This window comes from Mesorhizobium sp. M0340, assembly GCF_040321535.1.
Taxonomy (GTDB): domain Bacteria; phylum Pseudomonadota; class Alphaproteobacteria; order Rhizobiales; family Rhizobiaceae; genus Mesorhizobium.
The window spans coordinates 195,323-213,388 of record NZ_JAMYRR010000006.1 but is presented as its reverse complement, the minus strand read 5'-3'; the positions used below and the strand labels follow the sequence as shown (position 1 = coordinate 213,388).

Annotated in this window: 16 protein-coding genes; 9 read left to right on the top strand and 7 right to left on the bottom strand. The window is 62.2% G+C overall.

Annotation, left to right across the window (positions count from 1 at the left end; translation table 11 throughout):
• Window positions 1-3: 3 nt before the first annotated feature.
• The gene (gene trpD / locus NKI79_RS11690; RefSeq protein ID WP_352751705.1) at window positions 4-1,014 is read right to left on the bottom strand and encodes an anthranilate phosphoribosyltransferase; all 1,011 of its coding nucleotides are present in this window, start codon (window positions 1,012-1,014) and stop codon (window positions 4-6) included.
• Window positions 1,011-2,903, bottom strand: a complete 1,893-nt coding sequence (locus NKI79_RS11685) for a peptidyl-prolyl cis-trans isomerase (protein ID WP_352801676.1) — start codon at window positions 2,901-2,903, stop codon at window positions 1,011-1,013. Before NKI79_RS11685 ends, trpD begins: the two co-directional genes overlap by 4 nt.
• Window positions 2,904-3,044: 141 nt before the next feature.
• On the opposite strand from NKI79_RS11685, the gene tpiA reads away from it, so the two are divergent.
• The 5 genes from tpiA to NKI79_RS11660 all read left to right on the top strand — a co-directional run bounded on the left by tpiA (window position 3,045) and on the right by NKI79_RS11660 (window position 8,079).
• Window positions 3,045-3,812 (top strand): triose-phosphate isomerase, encoded by a 768-nt coding sequence (gene tpiA, locus NKI79_RS11680; protein WP_352801674.1) that lies wholly within the window; start codon window positions 3,045-3,047, stop codon window positions 3,810-3,812.
• A gap of 163 nt (window positions 3,813-3,975) precedes the next feature.
• On the top strand, window positions 3,976-4,428 hold the full coding sequence (gene secG, locus NKI79_RS11675; RefSeq protein ID WP_254817294.1) for a preprotein translocase subunit SecG: 453 nt from the start codon (window positions 3,976-3,978) through the stop codon (window positions 4,426-4,428).
• Between the two features lie 199 nt (window positions 4,429-4,627).
• Window positions 4,628-5,752, top strand: a complete 1,125-nt coding sequence (locus NKI79_RS11670; RefSeq protein WP_352801672.1) for a L,D-transpeptidase — start codon at window positions 4,628-4,630, stop codon at window positions 5,750-5,752.
• A 147-nt stretch (window positions 5,753-5,899) separates the two neighbouring features.
• Window positions 5,900-7,528 (top strand): CTP synthase, encoded by a 1,629-nt coding sequence (gene pyrG, locus NKI79_RS11665; RefSeq protein ID WP_352801671.1) that lies wholly within the window; start codon window positions 5,900-5,902, stop codon window positions 7,526-7,528.
• An 11-nt stretch (window positions 7,529-7,539) separates the two neighbouring features.
• Entirely contained in the window at window positions 7,540-8,079 is a 540-nt protein-coding gene (locus NKI79_RS11660; protein ID WP_352801669.1) for a DUF1697 domain-containing protein, read from the top strand.
• Window positions 8,080-8,108: 29 nt separating this feature from the next.
• Here NKI79_RS11660 and NKI79_RS11655 read toward each other — a convergent pair whose 3' ends face one another.
• The 5 genes from NKI79_RS11655 to NKI79_RS11635 form a co-directional block, all read right to left on the bottom strand.
• Entirely contained in the window at window positions 8,109-9,566 is a 1,458-nt protein-coding gene (locus tag NKI79_RS11655) for an NCS1 family nucleobase:cation symporter-1 (RefSeq protein WP_352801668.1), read from the bottom strand.
• A 127-nt stretch (window positions 9,567-9,693) separates the two neighbouring features.
• Window positions 9,694-10,536, bottom strand: coding sequence for a trehalose-phosphatase (gene otsB / locus NKI79_RS11650; RefSeq protein ID WP_352801667.1), 843 nt, complete (start codon window positions 10,534-10,536; stop codon window positions 9,694-9,696).
• Window positions 10,533-12,314, bottom strand: a complete 1,782-nt coding sequence (locus NKI79_RS11645) for an alpha,alpha-trehalose-phosphate synthase (UDP-forming) (protein ID WP_254817288.1) — start codon at window positions 12,312-12,314, stop codon at window positions 10,533-10,535. The genes otsB and NKI79_RS11645 overlap by 4 nt, the downstream gene beginning before the upstream one ends.
• Before the next feature lie 177 nt (window positions 12,315-12,491).
• Window positions 12,492-14,654 carry an amylo-alpha-1,6-glucosidase gene (locus NKI79_RS11640; RefSeq protein WP_352478897.1) on the bottom strand — a complete coding sequence of 721 codons (2,163 nt, stop codon included), beginning with the start codon at window positions 14,652-14,654 and terminating at the stop codon, window positions 12,492-12,494.
• A 48-nt stretch (window positions 14,655-14,702) separates the two neighbouring features.
• Window positions 14,703-15,764, bottom strand: a complete 1,062-nt coding sequence (locus tag NKI79_RS11635) for a glycosyltransferase family 4 protein (RefSeq protein WP_352801665.1) — start codon at window positions 15,762-15,764, stop codon at window positions 14,703-14,705.
• 179 nt (window positions 15,765-15,943) lie between these two features.
• On the opposite strand from NKI79_RS11635, the gene NKI79_RS11630 reads away from it, so the two are divergent.
• The 4 genes from NKI79_RS11630 to NKI79_RS33220 all read left to right on the top strand — a co-directional run bounded on the left by NKI79_RS11630 (window position 15,944) and on the right by NKI79_RS33220 (window position 17,912).
• Entirely contained in the window at window positions 15,944-16,321 is a 378-nt protein-coding gene (locus tag NKI79_RS11630) for a DUF982 domain-containing protein (protein ID WP_502895588.1), read from the top strand.
• Between the two features lie 593 nt (window positions 16,322-16,914).
• Window positions 16,915-17,076: a hypothetical protein gene (locus NKI79_RS11625; protein WP_352507299.1), complete on the top strand. Its 162-nt coding sequence runs from the start codon at window positions 16,915-16,917 to the stop codon at window positions 17,074-17,076.
• A 249-nt stretch (window positions 17,077-17,325) separates the two neighbouring features.
• Window positions 17,326-17,550, top strand: a complete 225-nt coding sequence (locus NKI79_RS11620) for a hypothetical protein (protein WP_352736519.1) — start codon at window positions 17,326-17,328, stop codon at window positions 17,548-17,550.
• A gap of 23 nt (window positions 17,551-17,573) precedes the next feature.
• The gene (locus NKI79_RS33220; protein WP_502909809.1) at window positions 17,574-17,912 is read left to right on the top strand and encodes a DUF6894 family protein; all 339 of its coding nucleotides are present in this window, start codon (window positions 17,574-17,576) and stop codon (window positions 17,910-17,912) included.
• The last annotated feature ends 154 nt before the right edge of the window (window positions 17,913-18,066 follow it).

Here is an 18,066-nt window from a genome sequence, read left to right as displayed (position 1 = left end):
GTTTTAACCGTTCGAAATCTCGACCAGCCTGTCGAGCACTTTCAGCGCGCGGCCGCTGTCGATGGCCTGCGCCGCCGTTACCATGCCGTCGGCAAGCGTCGTCGCCTTGCCGGCTACCACCAGCCCGGCGCCGGCATTCATCAGCACCGTATCGCGAAAGGCGCCAGCGGCGCCGCCCAGCATGTCGCGCAGTGCCTGGGCGTTGTGGGCGGCGTCGCCGCCGCGCAACTCGTCCTTGGTGTGACGCGTCAGCCCGACTGCTTCCGGGGTCAGCACAAAGCTGCGTATCTCGCCGCCGGCCAATTCGGCGACCTGCGTTTCGCCGGTGGTGGTGATCTCGTCATAGCCGTCGCCATGGACGACCCAGGCGTGGTCGGCGCCAAGCTCCTTCAACGTTTCTGCCACCGGCATGATCCATTCGGGCAGGAACACGCCGATCATCTGCCGTCTGACACTGGCGGGATTGGAAAGCGGGCCCAGTAGGTTGAAGATGGTGCGGGTGCCGAGCTCGACCCGGGTCGGGCCGACATGCTTCATCGCCGGGTGATGCGCCGGAGCGAACATGAAGCCAACGCCGGCCTCGTGAATACAGCGGCCGATCGTCTCCGGAGGGATGTCGATCTTGACGCCCAATGCGATCAGCACATCGGCGGCGCCGGTCAGCGAGGACAGTCCGCGATTGCCGTGCTTGGCGACGGGCACGCCGCTGCCGGCGATGACGAAGGCGGATGCGGTCGAAATGTTGACGCTGTGCGAATTGTCGCCGCCGGTGCCGACAATGTCGATGGCGCCCTCGGGGGCTTCGACGCGCAGCATCTTGGCGCGCATGGTGGCGACGGCGCCGGCGATCTCGCTGACGGTCTCGCCGCGCACGCGCAATGCCATCAGGAAGCCGCCTATCTGGCCCGGAGTAGCATCGCCCGACATGATAATGTCGAAGGCCTCGCGCGCCTCCTCGAAAGAAAGAGCGCTGCCGGCGGCGACCTTGGCGATGTGGATCTTCAGTGCGCTCATCTGGCCAGGGCTTGGGTTACGGCCGTCTGATCGATGCGGACGTCATATTGCGTCTGCAACTGCGCTACCAACTGGTCGAGCAGGTCGTCGGACATGCCGGATGTGAAGGATTTCTGTGCGTCCTGGGGTACTGAGCTGGCGTCGGCCCCGGCCGGCTCGAATACCTCGGCAACCTTGAACAAGATCTGTCCGTCGCCGGTGGGCGAGGGGATCAGCCCGGTGCCGCCTTCGCCGACGCCGAACATCGCGGCGGCCCCTTCCTTGCCGAAATCGACGTCGTCAGCATCGCGCTTGACGCCGCGCTTGGTCTGTTTTTCGAGCTTGAGCTCACCGGCGATCACCTCGAGCGTCGCGCCGGCCTTGAGACGCTTCTCGAGCTCTTGCGCTTTTGCGGTGAGCCGTTTGGTGGTCTCCGCCGCGGTCCAGTCGGCCACGACCTTCTGGCGGACTTCGTCCAATGTGCGGTCACGGGCCGGCGTGATCGCGCTCACGTCGTAGAAGACGAAGCCGTTATCGGCGGTGGTGAGACCTTCATTGTCGGTTCCGGGTTCGGATTCGAACACTGCCTTGATGAGCGCCGGCGATTCCGGCAGGTCTTTGACGATGTTTCCATCCGGCCGTTGGCCGGTGCGGTCGATGGCGTCGATGGTGACGACCTTCAGCTTCAATTTGGCGGCTGCCTCGGCGAGCGAACTGCCCGAGGCGCGCGTATCCTCGTAATTGTCGTGCACGTCCAGCAAGATGCGGCTTGCCTCACCCAGTGCCAGGTCCTTGCGGATCTGCTCGGATACTTCGGCCAGCGGCTTCACCACTTCCGGCTTGATCTCGGTGACGCGCAGCAGAACGGGACCAAATGCGCCTTGTACGACCGGGCTGACCTCATTGACGTTGAGCTTGAAGGCAGCGTCGGCGACCGCCTTGTCGGCGATCTTGTCCTTGGCCAGCGTGCCGAGCAGCGTGTCGGCCGGGGTCTTGCCCTCGGCGGCGACGATCTTGTCGAAGGTCGCGCCGGTCCTGAGCGAATCGAGCGCCGCCTTCGCGGCATCAGGCGTCTTGAATACAAGCTGCTCGATGGTGCGCATCTCCGGCGTGGTGTAGCGCGCCTTGTTCTTGTTGTAGTCGTCGCTGACCTGTTGGTCGGTCACCGCGCTCAAATCCATGATGTCTTCCGGCTCGAGCCTGACATAGGAGAACTTGCGGTATTCGGGAGCGGCGTAGGTTTTCTTGTTTTCCTCGAAATAGGCCGAAAGCACGCTGTCGGACGGCGCTTCTATCGGCTCGACAAGCGATTTCGGCAAGGTCAGGTAGTCGATGGTGCGATCTTCGCCGCGATAGAGCGCGACCGCCTTGAAGAATGTATCAGGGGCCTTGAGGCCATCCGAAACCGCCTCGACGATCTGCTGGCGGACCGCGACCTGGGCGCGGTTCTTCAAATAGTCTTCCGGCCGCATGCCGATCTGCCGAAGCAGGTACTCGAACGTTCTCCTGTCGAAGGTTCCGGCAGGCCCTTTGAACGCCGGGTCTTCACGCGTCAGTTCGGCGAGCCGGTCCTTGGACAGGCCGAGGCCGAGCTTGCGGGCCTGTTCGTCGAGGACGGCACCCGATACGAGTTGCGCCAGCACCTGGTTGTCGATGCCGAGCGCCGTCGCCTGCTCACGGCTGATGCGCTGGCCGAATTGCTGCGACATGACGCTGAGCTGGCGATCGTAGGCGAGGCGGTATTCGTTGATAGAGACCTTGGTGGCTCCGGCCGTGATCACGGCGTCATGGCCGGCAAGACCGCCCATCAGCCGTCCCGAGATACCCCAGACGGCGAAGCTCAACACCAACAATGACAGCAGCAGTTTCGCGACCCAGGTCCCCGCCGCACTTCTCAACATACCAAGCATGAGTACTTCCGATTTTTGCGCATTTCGCATGCGCCGAGTCTGAAACAAGCGCAATAGCGCCCTTCCTGCTCACTGTCGATTGCTTTGTGGCCTGATTTTGATAGTGAGGGCCAGCTGGAAATTGCCCGGAGAAACAATCCCATGACGCCTAGAATCCGCCCGCTCGTCGCTGGCAACTGGAAAATGAACGGTACCAGCGCCTCGCTCAACGAGCTCAGGATGATCGGCAACGGCTTCATGAGCGGGCTCGACGCCGAGACCGAAGCGGTGCTCTGCGTGCCGGCGACCTTACTTGCGCACGCCGCCGAGATTCTGTCGCGCACACCGGTGCGGGCCGGCGGAGAGGATTGCCACACCGAGGAAAGCGGCGCCTATACCGGCTGCATTTCGGCCGAGATGCTGAAGGATGCAGGAGCCAGCCATGTCATTGTCGGCCATTCCGAATGCCGCGCCGATCGCAAGGAGGACGATGCCTTAGTGCAGGCCAAGGCCTCCGCCGCATGGCGTGCCGGGCTGGTGGCCATCATCTGCATTGGTGAGACAAGAGCCGAACGCGAAGCAGGAGCCACGCTCGACGTGCTGTCGCGCCAGGTCGCTGGCTCGGTCCCGCCAAACGCCACGGCTTCCAACACCGTCATTGCCTATGAGCCAATATGGGCGATCGGCACCGGCTTGACCCCGACCGCCGCCGACGTCGCCGAGGCGCATGCGCATATCCGCGACGAGCTGGCGCGGAAGCTTGGCAATACGGCGGCCAAGATGCGCATTCTCTACGGCGGCTCGGTCAAGCCGTCCAATGCCGTCGAGTTGCTCGGCGTCAGGAATGTTGATGGCGCGCTGGTCGGCGGCGCCAGCCTAAAGGCGGCGGACTTCCTCGGCATCGCGGAAGCCTATCGAAACATCGCTTGATACAAGGGCTGCTTGCTGCATTTGAGCGGACGGCCGGCGCCGAAATCGTTGCAAAGGACGCATTGCTTCCCATATTCCGGCCACGGGCTTGGAAATGCCGTCAAAGCATTGTATTGAGCCGCCTCCAAATCAGCGGCCGCACCAGGCCTTGCCAGGATAAATTATGGAAACCGTACTGATCGTCGTCCACCTCATGGTCGTGCTCGCGCTTGTCGGCGTGGTGCTGCTGCAGCGCTCCGAAGGCGGCGGCCTCGGCATCGGCGGCGGATCGGGTTTCATGACCGCGCGTGGCGCCGCCAATGCGCTGACGCGGGCGACGGCGATCCTGGCCGCGGCTTTCTTCGTCACTTCGCTGACACTGTCGATCGTAGCGCGCTATGGCGAGAAGCCGATCGACATTCTCGATCGCGTGCCGGCGACCTCGGACGGGGCAGGCAAGGGCGTACTCAACCAATTGCCCGGAACCACGACGCCGACGCCGCCTTCGGGCACCACGGCGCCGACCCCGCCGTCCGGCAATGGCGCGGCAACGACGCCGCCGGCAACCGCTCCGGCGACGCCGCCAGCGACAAACGGCGCCACCGCGCCGGCCACGCCGCAGGTCCCCAACCAGTAATCGGGCATCTTATGCCGCGATCTGTTGTCGTTTGAACACAGTCGCGGCAAATGCCGCACGATCACGAAGATTCGACCGCACCGCGCGCTTGAGGCGCTTCCGGCTAATCGATTATAGGTTGCACGCGGCATTCTCGGCGTCCTTGGGGGGCGCCGGGCGACGCCGTGGGCAACAAGCATTGAACGATCGGATCTTCCCCATGCAGCTTCGCAGCTTCATTTTTGCCGGCCTTTGTGCCGTGCTCAGCCTAGGTGCGCCCGCTTTCGCGGCCATGCCGACGGCAAACTCGGCCCATAAAGCCGCAGCAACAACCGACGTCGTCAACGTCGCTGCCAAAAGCGATGCGGCGCAATTGAAGCTTCTCAAGAAGAAGAAAGATCCGACGCCGGACGACCTTGCGCAGATCCGCAAGATCGAAGCCAAGATCGCAGCCGACAAGGAAGCCGCTCGCGCCAAAGCACTCGAAGCCAGGAAGCTGGCGATGCGGGAGGCGGCGAAAGCCAAAGCCGATGCGGAACGGCAGGCATTCCTTGCCAAGAAGAGCCAGCCGCTCGCGGCGGCGAAGGTGGCTGACGCTACGCCAGCCAAGAAGAAGAAGACCCTCAACATCATCGAACCGATTGCGCCCATTGCGCCGATCCAGTCGGCCGAGCCGATCCCGGCCGAGGCCATGAACGTTGCCCTGACCGGCAACAATGGCGAGTTGCGCAGCGAACCGGTGGGGCAGAAGCCGCAGAGCGTCGGGCTGTTCGCGGGACTGTTCGGCGGCACATCTTCTTCGTCAATGTCGCTGCTTCCGGAAACACGCGCGCTCGACGCCGCGCTCGAAAGGAAGCAGGCCAAGCGGCAGTTCAAGGTCAAGCCGGAATTCGTGCCGCAGGAGGTCGAATTCACTGGCTACAACCCGGGCACCATCGTCATCGATACCAGCGCTCGCCGTCTCTACCTCGTCGAATCATCGTCAACCGCCCGCCGTTATGCCATCGCGGTCGGCCGGGAAGGCCTGCAGTTCAAGGGTACGGTTGCCGTCGGCGACAAGCAGGAATGGCCGCGCTGGATTCCGACGCTGGATATGCAAAAGCGCGAACCCAAGCACTATGGCCAATACAAGGACGGTATGCCCGGCGGCGGCGACAATCCGCTCGGTGCGCGCGCCATCTATCTTTACGACGGCAGGAAGGATACCCACCTGCGCATTCACGGCACCATCGCGCCGCAGTCGATCGGAACCAGCGCCTCCAATGGCTGCTTCCGCATGATCAACGAGCACGTCATGGATCTCTACCGCCGGGTGAAAGTAGGCACCAAAGTCGTCATCATCTGACGCTTTGACAGATCGTGCCAAAAGGGCCGGCCTCGCCGGCCCTTTTGTTTTGATAAGCCAACGACCAGAGCGCCTTCTTGGGAAAAAGCCTTCGCGGCGGTTTTTTCTCTGGCGGAATCAATTCGGCCGCGTTAAGCGATGACTCCCATGGCGCGATATGTATTCATCACAGGCGGCGTGGTTTCCTCACTTGGAAAAGGCATTGCTGCGGCGGCCCTTGGGGCTCTCTTGCAGGCGCGGGGCTATCGCGCACGCATCAAAAAGCTCGATCCCTATCTCAATGTCGATCCCGGCACGATGTCGCCCTATCAGCACGGCGAAGTCTTCGTGACCGATGATGGGGCCGAGACCGATCTCGATCTTGGCCATTATGAGCGCTTCACCGGCCGCTCGGCCAACCAGCAAGACAACATCACCACCGGCCGGATCTATAAGAATATCATCGAGCGCGAGCGGCGCGGCGACTATCTCGGCGCCACCGTGCAGGTCATTCCGCACGTCACCGACGAGATCAAGAACTTCGTCCTCGACGGCAATGACGATTACGATTTCGTGCTGTGCGAGATCGGCGGCACAGTCGGCGACATCGAAGCGATGCCGTTCCTGGAGGCGATCCGCCAGCTCGGCAACGACCTGCCGCGCAACAACGCCGTCTACGTCCACCTGACCTTGATGCCTTACATTCCGACCGCGGGCGAACTGAAGACCAAGCCGACGCAGCATTCGGTCAAGGAGTTGCGCGGCATCGGTATTGCACCCGACATACTGCTGGTCCGCGCCGACCGACCGATCCCCAAGGAAGAGCGCAGAAAGCTGTCGTTGTTCTGCAATGTCCGCGAAAGCGCCGTCATCCAGGCGCTCGACGTCCCGCACATCTACGACGTGCCGATGGCCTATCACAATGAAGGGCTCGACTCGGAAGTGCTGGCCGCCTTCGGCATCGATCCGGCGCCGAAGCCACGCATGGAACGGTGGCAAGCGGTGTCCAACCGCATCCACAATCCGGAAGGCGAAGTGACCATCGCCGTCGTCGGCAAATATACCGGCCTCAAAGACGCCTACAAATCGCTGATCGAGGCGCTGTCGCATGGTGGCCTCGCCAACCGGGTGAAGGTCAAGCTCGACTGGATCGAAAGCGAGATATTCGAGAAGGAAGACCCGGCGCCGTGGCTGGAGAAGGTCCATGGCATTCTCGTTCCCGGCGGTTTTGGCGAGCGCGGCTCGGAGGGCAAGATCCTGGCGGCGAAGTTCGCGCGCGAGCGCAAGGTGCCGTATTTCGGCATCTGCTTCGGCATGCAGATGGCCTGTATCGAGGCGGCGCGTTCGCTGGCCGGCGTCGAGCACGCATCATCGACCGAGTTCGGCCCGACCGAGGAGCCGGTCGTCGGCTTGATGACCGAATGGCTGAAGGGCAACATGCTGGAAAAGCGCAGGGAAACCGGCGATCTTGGCGGGACCATGCGGCTCGGTGCCTACCAGGCCGACCTCGCCAAGGGATCGAAGATCGCTGAGATCTATGGCGATACCCAGATTTCCGAACGCCATCGTCACCGCTACGAGGTCAATGTCGACTACAAGGAGCGGCTCGAGAATTGCGGCCTGGTGTTTGCCGGCATGTCGCCGGACGGCGTGCTGCCGGAAACGGTCGAATATCCCGACCACCCCTGGTTCATCGGCGTGCAGTACCATCCCGAGCTGAAAAGCCGGCCGCTCGATCCACACCCGCTGTTTGCCAGCTTCATCGAGGCGGCGGTAGAGCAGTCGCGTCTGGTCTAGACTGGCCGCCCATGCAAACTTACGTCGCGCTGCTCTACAGCGTTGTCCTGGGCGAGGGGCGGCGGGTCGTCATGTCCGATCTGAAGGCGATGGCCGAAGGCCTGGGCCTGAATAACCCGCGCACGCTGGTGGCGACCGGCAATCTTGTTTTCGAGGTGCAAGAAACAGAACTTGCGGCGTTGGAGCAGCGGCTGGAGGCGGTGTTCGCAAAGACTTTCGGCCGCCACGTCGACATAATCGTGCGCCGCGCCGACGGCTGGCTGAGGCTGGCGGCCGGCAATCCGTTCCCAGCCGAATCGGCTGAGGCCGCGGACCAGGTGGCGGTGCGCGTGATGCGGGCGCCCGTTCGCGACGAGGCCGCCGCGGCGCTTGAGGCCTATGCCGGCAAGGGCGAGAAGCTGCGGATTGTCGGCGGCGATATCTGGATCGTCTTTTCGCGCGAGACGCCGAGTTCGCGGCTGCTTGCAGCGGTCAGTCACAAACGCCTGGGCATCGGCACCTCGCGCAACTGGAACACCGTACGCCGCCTGGCCGAGATGGTCGCAGAATGAACGGGGCGGCTTGCGCCGCCCCGAATCGCTCAAGCCTTGGCTATCCTGGCTCCGGCACCGAGTGCCATCGTGCGCAGCACGTAATAGATGACGCTGGCAATTGCCACGCCGAAGAACCAGCCATAGACACCCCACCATGACGGCAGCAGGCTGGTGAAGTTGGGCAGGATCGAGGAGAAGACCGCGCCGATGCCGGCGGCGATGAAGGCATTGACATGCCAGCCGCCCTGGAAGCGGAATTCGCCATTCTCCCTGTAGAGCGCCTCGACGTCGACCTCGCCCTTCCGGATCAGGTAATAGTCGACCATCATCACGCCGAAGATCGGCCCCATCGTCGCGCCAATGATGTTGACGAAGGAGGCAGCACTGCCTTCCCAGGGCGCGAAGGGATAAAGCACAAGCGCTATCAACGCCGCGATGTAACCGCCCTTCTTGAAGTCGATCTGGCGTGGAAAGACGTTGGAGAAGTCGAAGGCCGGCGACACGAAGTTCGCCACCACATTGATGCCGAGCGTCGCCACCGCAAAAGTCAGCGCTGCGAGCGCCGCCAGGAACCAGCTGTCGAACTTCGCCGAGATCTGGTCGGGATGCAGCAGCACTTCGCCATAAACGTCGAAGGCGGCAATCGTCGTGACGCCGGCGACAAGCGAGAACAGGATGAGATTGACCGGCAGGCCCCAGATGTTGCCCTTGCGCAGCGATGCCTTGTCCGGCGCATAGCGGGCGAAATCGCAGAAGTTGAGATAGAGGGCGGAGAAATAGGTCACCCAGATAGCCGCCACCGCAAACAGCGAGGTCCAGGAGCCCGGCGTGCCCGGCACGCCCGCGTCCTTCGTCTTTTCCAGCAGCACATCCATCGGGATGTCGCTGGTGAAGGCGAAGGTGCCTGCCTTGATGCAAAGATAGATGGCCAGGATCAGCATCATCACCCACACCGCCGGTCCGGCCCAATCCTGGAAGCGGCGCACCGTTTCCATGCCCTTCTGGATGATCAGGAGCTGCAGCGCCCAGATGACGGCGAAGCAGATCACCTCGAGCCCGGAGTGGCCGAGGAAATGTGTGCTCTGGTTGAAGTCGGCGAACCACTGCGAGCGGATCAGCAGAGCTACGATCGCGCCTGAGGCAGCCGCCGTCTGCGCGCCGTACCAAAAGCAGGCGACTATGGCGCGCACCAGCGCCGGTATGTTGGCGCCCCAGATGCCGAAGGAGGCACGCGCCAGGACAGGGTAGGGCACCCCGGTCTTCACGCCGGCATAGCCGACCATGTTCATCAATGCATAGATGATCAGCGAACCGATACCGATGGCGATGATGAAGTTGACGAAGCCGCCGCAAAACAGGAACAGGCTGGCCGCCAGATAGTAGCCCCACAGGCTGTGGACATCCGACGTCCAGACGTTGAAGATCGAGAACGGTCCCCAGTTTCGAACCTTCGCCGGGGCGAGATCGTCATTGTACAGGTCCGGTGATGCGCCTTGTATGGTCATTGCTATGTCCTCCCCTCGTTATGGCACGCGCCTCCACGCATGGGAGCAGGTTAAGCCTGACGCAGGGGAACCGGCAAGCAGACGATTTGCCGGCTTTGGCCTTAAAGACATTCAATGAGAACCGCGCTTATCGGCCGGACGATGCCGTGGCTGCGATGTTGATCTTCGCCCTTGATTCGGTCTCTGCCTGCTTGTCGGCCGGTAGAGCACCGGAGACCGCCGATGTCTCGAAACTGGCCTTGAGCCAGGCTATTGCGCCGGTCACGTCGTCGAGGGCATAGTTTGCGGCCGTCGGCCCGTTCGGCTTCACGCGGATGGAGATGCCGCCAATTTCATTGATCGCCTCGAAACCGTGTTCGTCCGATGTATCGTCTCCGAGGAATATCGGCCGCCGGCCGACAAAGGGCGGAATGTCCATAAAACGCCGGATGGCTGCACCTTTGACGGCTTCCAGGGGCATGAGCTCGACGCCGGCGTTTCCCGGAAGCACCCGATAACCCTTCGGAAGCCGGGCCAATGCCTGTTCGACGAGCTGGATTGCGGGCGCAAGCAGTTGCGGTGCTGCTCTTGTATGAACGGCAAGGACCGGCCCCTTGCGCTCGACATAGACCTTGCCGCTGCCCAGTTCGGCCTCGATCTCGTCGGCAAGGGCGGCGATGTCGGCCGGCGCGTCGGCGGCATCGATGGGACCCGTCGGCGTCAGCCGGTGCTCCAGCCCATACAGTCCGGCGATCCGCAGCTTCAGCGGATGGAACAGCTTGTCCACGGCGGAGATCGATCGGCCGGTGATGAAAGCGACCGCACCATCCAGCCCCTGCTCGATGCGTCCAAGCAGATTGCGCAATTCCTCGCCGACGAACACCGCGTCGGGATGGGCAGCGTGTTCCAGCAAGGTTCCGTCGATGTCGAGGAAGAGCGCCCATTGCCCTTCCGGCAGGTTCAAAGCCGGCGGTTGTTCAAAGCTTTTCACGATGCTGCCTTCCGTGCCCGCTCGAACATTGAGATGACGTTGTTGGTGTTCGATGGCGGGCGCTCGCCGGTTCCGGTCACCCTGTCGAGATCGCCGCGTTTGCGCAGGCGCGCGGCGTCCAGCAGCATGCTGCCGGCCCAGCGGTAGACATTGTTATCGCGGACCATCTCGCGCATCGGCCGCAAACGTTCGCGCTGCTCTTCCGGCGTCATCGTCAGCGCCTGCAACAGCGCCTCGCTCATCATGGCCGCATCGTAGGGGTTAACGATCAGTGCTTCCAGCAGTTCGCGCGAGGCACCGGCGAAGGTGCTGAGCAAAAGCACGCCCTGTTCGTCGTCGCGCGCTGCGACGAATTCCTTGGCGACAAGGTTCATGCCGTCATGCAGGCTGGTGACCATGCAGATGTCGGCGGCGCGGTAGACCTCGTAGACCTGCTCCTGCCGATGATGTTCGGCGACCATCAGGATAGGACTGTATGTCTCGCTGCCATAGCGTCGGTTGAGCTCGTCGGCATAGCGGCGGCATTCGTCGTGGAGTTGCTGGTAGGCGGGCAATGTCCCCCGGCTCGGCGCCGCGATCTGCAGGAAAACCACCTTGCCTATCCATTCGGGATATTTCGTGAACAATTCGTCCAAGGCATGGAAGCGATCGAGAATGCCTTTCGTGTAGTCGAGGCGCTCGACTCCGATGCACAGTTTGGTATCCGCTGACAGGCCGAATCTGTCGCGGACACGGGCGCGGCACTCCTCCACAGACGGCAGTTTTGCCAGCAATTGGGCCGGCCATTCTATGGAAATGGGATAGGCGTGGACCAATGTGGTCTGCCCACCATAGGAGATTGCCGCGTCTGCCCGTTCGATCCGGCTCTCCAGAAAGCGGTCGACACTTTCGGTGAAGTTGTTGGCATGGAATTGGGTATGAAAGCCGATGATCGAACTGCCGAGCAGTCCCTCCAGGATCCGCTCACGCCACGGACAGATGCTGAACACTTCCGAATTGGGCCAGGGGATATGCCAGAAGGTGATGACTATCGCGTCCGGCAGGCGCTGGCGAATCATGCGCGGCAGCAGCGCAAAATGGTAGTCCTGCACCAGCACGATCGGCCGTTCGTTGCGGGCTTCGGCAACCACCGTATCGGCGAATTTGCGGTTGACGGCCTCGTAGGCGTCCCAGTCCGAGGCGCGAAACACGGGGCGGGTGAAGGCGATATGGCAAAGCGGCCATAGCCCCTCATTGGCGAAACCCAGATAATAGCCCTGATATTCCTCCTCCGTCAGCCAGACCCTGCGCAGCGTGTAGGACGGATTGCCTGGCGGCACCTGCACCCGGTCGTCCTTGTCGACGGTGAGGCGGTCTGCCGTGCCGCCGCCATAGGCGATCCAGGTGCCGGCACAGGCGCGGGTGATGGGCTCGAGTGCCGAAACCAGCCCGCTGGCCGGCACTAAAAGTTGCACGCCGTCATCCTTGATGTTGTGGATGTAGGGTTCGCGGTTGGACACCACGATGACCTGTGCGTCCGGCAGGTCGTCGGCCAGGATCTTGCGCAAGGTGTCGGGCGACCACGTGACGAGTGCCGCATCGGCCGATTGGCCGTTCTTTTCGAACTCGCGCAGCACCTTGCGTGCCGCTTCCGACGCGACATCCTCGCTCGGCGTGTATGCGGCCGCCGTTGCGCGGCCGCGGCGCTGGCGGGATATCGATAGGAGAATGGCAAAAGCGGAAAAGCCAAAACTTGCAATCAGCAAAACCCAGAGCAGGTTTACAGTATAATCTGACATCGAATGTGATCTCGCCTCCGGCCGGCCGATAGCCGTTTTTATTTGTTTTTCTGGTTCGCTGCCGTGTGACGACGACAGCATCCCCCGCTGCCCATTTTTGCAACGCACAAAGAGGCTATCGGTTCCGGACGATTGCAGTGCCGGGTGTCATTTTCGATGCGCCGCAGCGCGGCGGCGTCAAGTGCGCACGATGAGCGGCACCATCCCCTCATACCGATCGGCGAGAAAGGCGACGACGCGGTCGCCGACACGCTGGAATGTGAGGTCGACCACCGTCGAGCCGACACCCAGATGCCGCAATGTCAGCGTGTCGATGCCGATCGGCAGCCTTGGGCGGGTGACCCGGATTTCGCTCTTCCAGCCGTCGATCTCGAGGCCAAGGCAGGCCTGCATCAGCATGAAGGCCGATCCCGCCGACCAGGCCTGCGGCAGGCACGCGACGGGATAGGCGATCGGCGCTTCGCCCGGCGACCGGGTAAAGCCGCAGAACAGTTCCGGCAGCCGCATGTTGAAATGGACAGCCGATTCGAACGTGCCGCTCATCAGCCGGACCACGCTGTCGCGCACGCCGTAACGTGCCAGGCCGGCACCGCACATGGCGGTGTCGTGCGGCCAGATCGAACCATTGTGGTAGGACATGGGATTGAAGAATATCGCATCGTCGGCCAGCGTCCTCACTCCCCAACCAGAGTGGAACGACGCGGAGAGCAGCTGATCGGCGACCATCTGCGCCCGTTCCGGCTCGGGCAGCCCGACATAGAGAAGATGGCCGGCATTCGACGTCCGTACCTTGCAGAGCTCGCCTGCACCATCGATCGCCAGTGCATAGAAATTGAGATCGTCCATCCAGAAATGGCGTTCCACCGCGGCGCGCATGGTTTCGGCGCGTTCCTCCCAATGATCGGCCTTGTCGTCCTCGCCGCGGCGGCGGGCGAGCGCTGCCAGCCCACGGAACGCAGCAAAGACGTAGCCTTGCACCTCGACCAGGGCGATCGGCCCCTTGGGCATGCGGCCATCGGCATGGAAGACGGAATCGAAACTGTCCTTCCAGCCCTGGTTGGCGAGGCCGGTCTCGGCGCCGCGCTGGTAGGTAACGAAGCCGGTCGCGCGGCTTGTCTCTTCCGTCCATTCGGCCGCTGCACAAAGCGATGGCCACAGGCTGTCGACGAACGCCATGTCGCCGGTACGATCCGCATAGGCGCAAGCGAGATGAATGTAGAGCGGCGTGGTATCGACACCGCCGTAATAGCGGCCGAACGGGAGCTCCCGCAGCGCCGCCATCTCGCCCTTGCGGGTCTCGTGCATGATCTTGCCCGGCTGCGAATCGCTGAACGGCGACGTTTCGGTTGCCTGATGCTGGGCGAGAAAGGCAAGTACGCCGCGCGCCAGCCCAGGATTCAACCACAGCATCTGCAGTGCGGAAATCACCCCGTCACGGCCAAACGCCGTCGAGAACCAGGGTATGCCGGCATAGGGGTAAGGTCCGGTTGCAAGCTCGGTGGTCAGCAACGCCACGTCCGCGCGCGCGCGTTCGATCCAGTCGTTGAAGACGCGGCCTGAGCTGTGCACCGTCGCGCCGTGGCGGCGTTTGGCGCGCATGCCGAAGCGAGCGCGGGCGGCGGCAGCCCGAAAACGGTCGCGGTCGGGTGTCTCCGCCACTTCCGGGCCGACCTCGATATAGAGGACCTCGCTGCTGCGCTTCGTCACCGCAACCAGGAAATCCGCGCGGCTGGCGGTCAAATTATCCGGCGCCTGCGAGAACGAGATCGCCGACAGGCGCACGAGCTGGTCCAGCCCGTCATATCGAAGCACCACGGATGTCGGACTGGTCTCGGCGGCGTGGGCTATTCCGCGCTTGAGCCGGGTCGAACCGCGCACCTCGAACATGTCGCGGAAATCTGCTGCGAAATGCAAGGAAACCCGAATGGCCGACGATTCCTGGCTGTAGTTCGAAAGGGTGATGCGCTCGAACAGCCGGTCCTGCCAAAGCAGCCTGACGCGTTCTATGTGGATCGCCCCCTGCGGAATGTCGCGGCCACCGACACTCTGGATCGGCAGATTGGTCAGGTTCGAGGTGAAAAGCACATTGTCCTGGCTGAGCGATGCGCCCAGCAGCGACATTTGCCGGCCACCGATCGTCAGCCGGAATTCCGAAAGCACACGCGTGTCGTCTCGGAAAAAGCCGTCGCCGGCGCCGCGGATATCGCCATAAGCGTCGGCCACCGCGAAGCAGTCGCCTTGCTTGAGGGCGAACAGTCGGTGCGGCTCCCGGGGCGCAACCTCGTCGAGCGAGGCGAGGGCTACGGCGGGATCAAGCTTACGCTCGTCGAGTTGATTCATACGTCACAAGCTCTGTCGTTTCGTTTCCAACGTCCACAATGACGCCGATCAGGACGCTCTCGCTTCACCGGGAGTGCCGATCAGGCGCGCATAGGCAGTCACATAGTCGTGGGCCATTCTCGTGGCAGAAAAACGGTTTTCGAATACGGCTCTCACCTGTCGCCTGTCGAGGCGCAGCAATTCCGGTATCGAGGCGACAGCAGCATCGACTGAATCGACAAGGAAACCGGTGACGCCGTGGTCGATGATCTCCGGCAGGGCACCGCATTTCCAGGCGATCACCGGCGTGCCGCAGGCCATAGCCTCTATCGCGGCAAGACCGAACGGCTCCGGCCAATCGATCGGAAACAGCAGGCCGGCCGCCTTGCCGAGGAATTCCGCTTTTCTGTCCTCTTCGATCTCGCCGATGTAGTCGACACGGTCGCCGTCGATCAGCGGCTCGACCGTGCCGTGGAAAAAAGCGCGGTCGTCGTCGCCGATCTTTGCCGCAACCTTCAGTTTCAACCCGGAGCGCAAGGCGATCTCAATGGCACGGTCCGGGCGCTTGTCGCGCGACAGCCGGCCCAGAAAGGCCAGATACGGCTCGTCCGCATCCGTCTCGAAAGTCGGCTCGTAGATATTGATCGGCAGCCCGTGATGGATGGTCGCCAGCCAATTGGCCATGGGTAGCCCGGTTCTCTGGCTGCGCGAAATCGAGATCATCGGAAAGCGCGGAAAACGTTCGTAGGCCGGGGCCAGGTCGACATAGTCGAGCCTGCCGTGCGGTGTCGTCACCGTCCGGTCAGGCATGTGTTCGAAGAAAGGAAAATGCAGGAAGTGGCTGAGATGGAAATGGATGATGTCGAACTGTTGCGCCCGGTTCCTCACCTCGGCGAGCATCGCGAGATGCGCCGCGGTTTCGGATTTGTGCGGGCGCGGATCGAGACGGAGCGCGCGCTCGCGACACGCCACCAATTTTGCCGATGTCTTGGTATCGCCGCTGGCGAACAGGGTCACGTCATGGCCAAGCTCGACCAATCCTTCGGTCAGATAGGAGACGATGCGCTCCGTCCCTCCATAGAACCGGGGTGGCACGGATTCATGGAGCGGCGCCACATGGGCTATTCTCATGTTTTGGCATTTCCCTCAAAAAAGACTGCTCGTGGCATCGAAATGCATCAGCCGCGCTAACGTTCCCGTACCATAGCAAGATGTCATCCAATTGGGGCAAGATGTCATCCGATAGGGGCTGCGGGGCGTTTCCACCGCTGCTCGTCTGGTCCGCCAACATTTTCCAAGCCAAGCCCTCTTTGCCGGGAACCAAAGCCCGGTTCGCGAGTTTAGTGGGGTTCGATCGCACGCATCCGGTCGACGGGGAGGAAATGATGGACCGCTTGCAATTCTTTTCACCCGTGCGGATTTTGCGCGGACAGGGACAGCCCGTGGAGGAGATCGACAGCGTTGCCGAAGCAATGGCATTCTTGCGAAAATGGCCGGCCGGGCGGCGCGGGCCGGTTTACCAGTGCGCCGTGAATTGCTGCGCTGCGGCCATGGCCGGCCGGATGTCGGCCGAGGAAGCGCGAAAGGCTTTTACCGGCTTCGCACGGATCACCCGCCTGCTCGAAGGCGATCGGCCGTTGCCGATGAGCGGCGAGGATCGGCATCGCGATCACGCGTTGAGGCGATAGGCGCCAACTGCCGCTGATCGTCAGAGCACGGCATTCAGCCGGAGCGCTCGATCGGCGACCGATGCGCTTTGCGAACAGACGCGTTCATGGCCTGCAAATGCACAGGCCAGCTTCTGTCGACGAGCATCGCGACAGCCAGCGCAAGACCAAGCAATCCTGCGAGGCCGGTGAGGGGCGCGGTCGCCGATTTCGGTTGGAGCGTCAAGCTACTACTCCCGTTGTTATGAGGGATTGATTGCCGTTGGCGGCCGCCAGGTCGCCGGCATGGTCAAGTAGAGTGGCCACCGCCGCTGGTACCGCCTGTTCCGCTGGTTGCGGTTGTCGTGGCCGCCACCGCCATGATCGAGAACCGGAGTAAATTCCGAAAATTTTGCATAGATATCTCGCTTTCTGACGCCTCGCTTCTCGGGCTAGCGCCCAAAGCTTCCCCGCTGTCGAGTGGGTGTTTGCAACAGGGCCGCATACGGAGCGCTTACGCCTCAGCGGTCGTGCTCAGGGGCGGCATAGAAAGTTGGACGAAGGGCAGACAATGGTGCCGCATTGCGGTATTTCGACCGGAAAAGGCCAGAGATGCACTTTTGGGGGAATGGATAATGTCGAAACGGCTTAGATTGGTCCTGGGGACTGCCGGCGCAATCGCCGTCGCCATCGTCTGGGGGATCGTCGCGACGTTGATGGGGGTGCCATCGATTCTGATCACCGTAGGAGCGGTCGCTATCGGCGCAGGCATCTACAGCTATCAAAGCCGGAGCTGATCCGGTATCCGGCGACGGCAGCTTAGCCGAAAAATCGCACAGTCGCGGACTGCCTGCGGCAATGTTCAGTGTACGAATATTACCAACGGCAGCGTTCTGTGGAACGAGTGGCCTCTCGAAGCTATTGTGTGACGGTCCGAGACCCCCGCCTCGGGCTATCGGGTCACCCAGCCGAGTGGTCCGCTGCTACCCAATGGCAGCGGACCTTTCACCCGGAAGACGGACATTGTGCCGAATCGAGGGAGAACGATGGTCGTCGACGAGATTGCAGCGCGGCGCCTGAAAATTCTGATCGAGCAATATATCGAGACCAGGAAGAGGCGCCACGATGAGGTTTCCACCGCAGCGGCTGAGATGGCGATCACGGCTGTCATGCCGAATTGCCCGGTCTCAGGAAAAGCCCTGGACGACATGATTGCGGCATGTGCGTTCGAGCATGGGCTGGGGGTGCTGTTCGATCGACCTGACGCATGAAGGCCTGAATGCCATGAATCCCGATGTCAAAATCGTACAGTGCTGTCCTGTACGAATCCAACGCTGTTTCTGAGACCGCTCGCGACGACATAACCCACCAGCCGGAGCAGGCATGCGAGATATTTTTTCTTTTCCGAAACAATGACGGCCGTTTGACGGAAAATTTCGAGGGGGAGCTGGATGGCCTGTCTGCCGCCCAGGACAACGCCATGGCTTCGGCCAAGGAAATCCTGGTCGAGGGTCTGCTCAGCGGCAGCCCAGTCCTGACAGGCCTTTCCTTCGAAATCTGCGACGAGAACCGGAAGCTGCTTTTCCGATTTCCCTTCTCGGAAGCTGCCGAAAAGGCTGGCGCTCGACCTTGATCGCCCAAGACCCCGCAATGCGGGCGAGCTTTGATCGAGCCTGGCTGAAAAACCGCATCTCGCGGCAAGACGGTCGTTGGTGCAAATCAGCACCATAGGCAAATTAGTAGCATAGCTGCCGGCACAAAGCAAGAACAAACATGGCTTGCCTTGC

What these genes read in the sequence shown, in the direction of transcription:
- trpD (WP_352751705.1), bottom strand. Translation starts at nt 1,014, where the DNA reads ATGAGCGCACTGAAGATCCACATCGCCAAGGTCGCCGCCGGCAGCGCT.
- NKI79_RS11685 (WP_352801676.1), bottom strand. Translation starts at nt 2,903, where the DNA reads ATGCTTGGTATGTTGAGAAGTGCGGCGGGGACCTGGGTCGCGAAACTG.
- tpiA (WP_352801674.1), top strand. Translation starts at nt 3,045, where the DNA reads ATGACGCCTAGAATCCGCCCGCTCGTCGCTGGCAACTGGAAAATGAAC.
- secG (WP_254817294.1), top strand. Translation starts at nt 3,976, where the DNA reads ATGGAAACCGTACTGATCGTCGTCCACCTCATGGTCGTGCTCGCGCTT.
- NKI79_RS11670 (WP_352801672.1), top strand. Translation starts at nt 4,628, where the DNA reads ATGCAGCTTCGCAGCTTCATTTTTGCCGGCCTTTGTGCCGTGCTCAGC.
- pyrG (WP_352801671.1), top strand. Translation starts at nt 5,900, where the DNA reads ATGGCGCGATATGTATTCATCACAGGCGGCGTGGTTTCCTCACTTGGA.
- NKI79_RS11660 (WP_352801669.1), top strand. Translation starts at nt 7,540, where the DNA reads ATGCAAACTTACGTCGCGCTGCTCTACAGCGTTGTCCTGGGCGAGGGG.
- NKI79_RS11655 (WP_352801668.1), bottom strand. Translation starts at nt 9,566, where the DNA reads ATGACCATACAAGGCGCATCACCGGACCTGTACAATGACGATCTCGCC.
- NKI79_RS11645 (WP_254817288.1), bottom strand. Translation starts at nt 12,314, where the DNA reads ATGTCAGATTATACTGTAAACCTGCTCTGGGTTTTGCTGATTGCAAGT.
- NKI79_RS11640 (WP_352478897.1), bottom strand. Translation starts at nt 14,654, where the DNA reads ATGAATCAACTCGACGAGCGTAAGCTTGATCCCGCCGTAGCCCTCGCC.
- NKI79_RS11635 (WP_352801665.1), bottom strand. Translation starts at nt 15,764, where the DNA reads ATGAGAATAGCCCATGTGGCGCCGCTCCATGAATCCGTGCCACCCCGG.
- NKI79_RS11625 (WP_352507299.1), top strand. Translation starts at nt 16,915, where the DNA reads ATGTCGAAACGGCTTAGATTGGTCCTGGGGACTGCCGGCGCAATCGCC.
- NKI79_RS11620 (WP_352736519.1), top strand. Translation starts at nt 17,326, where the DNA reads ATGGTCGTCGACGAGATTGCAGCGCGGCGCCTGAAAATTCTGATCGAG.
- NKI79_RS33220 (WP_502909809.1), top strand. Translation starts at nt 17,574, where the DNA reads ATGTCAAAATCGTACAGTGCTGTCCTGTACGAATCCAACGCTGTTTCT.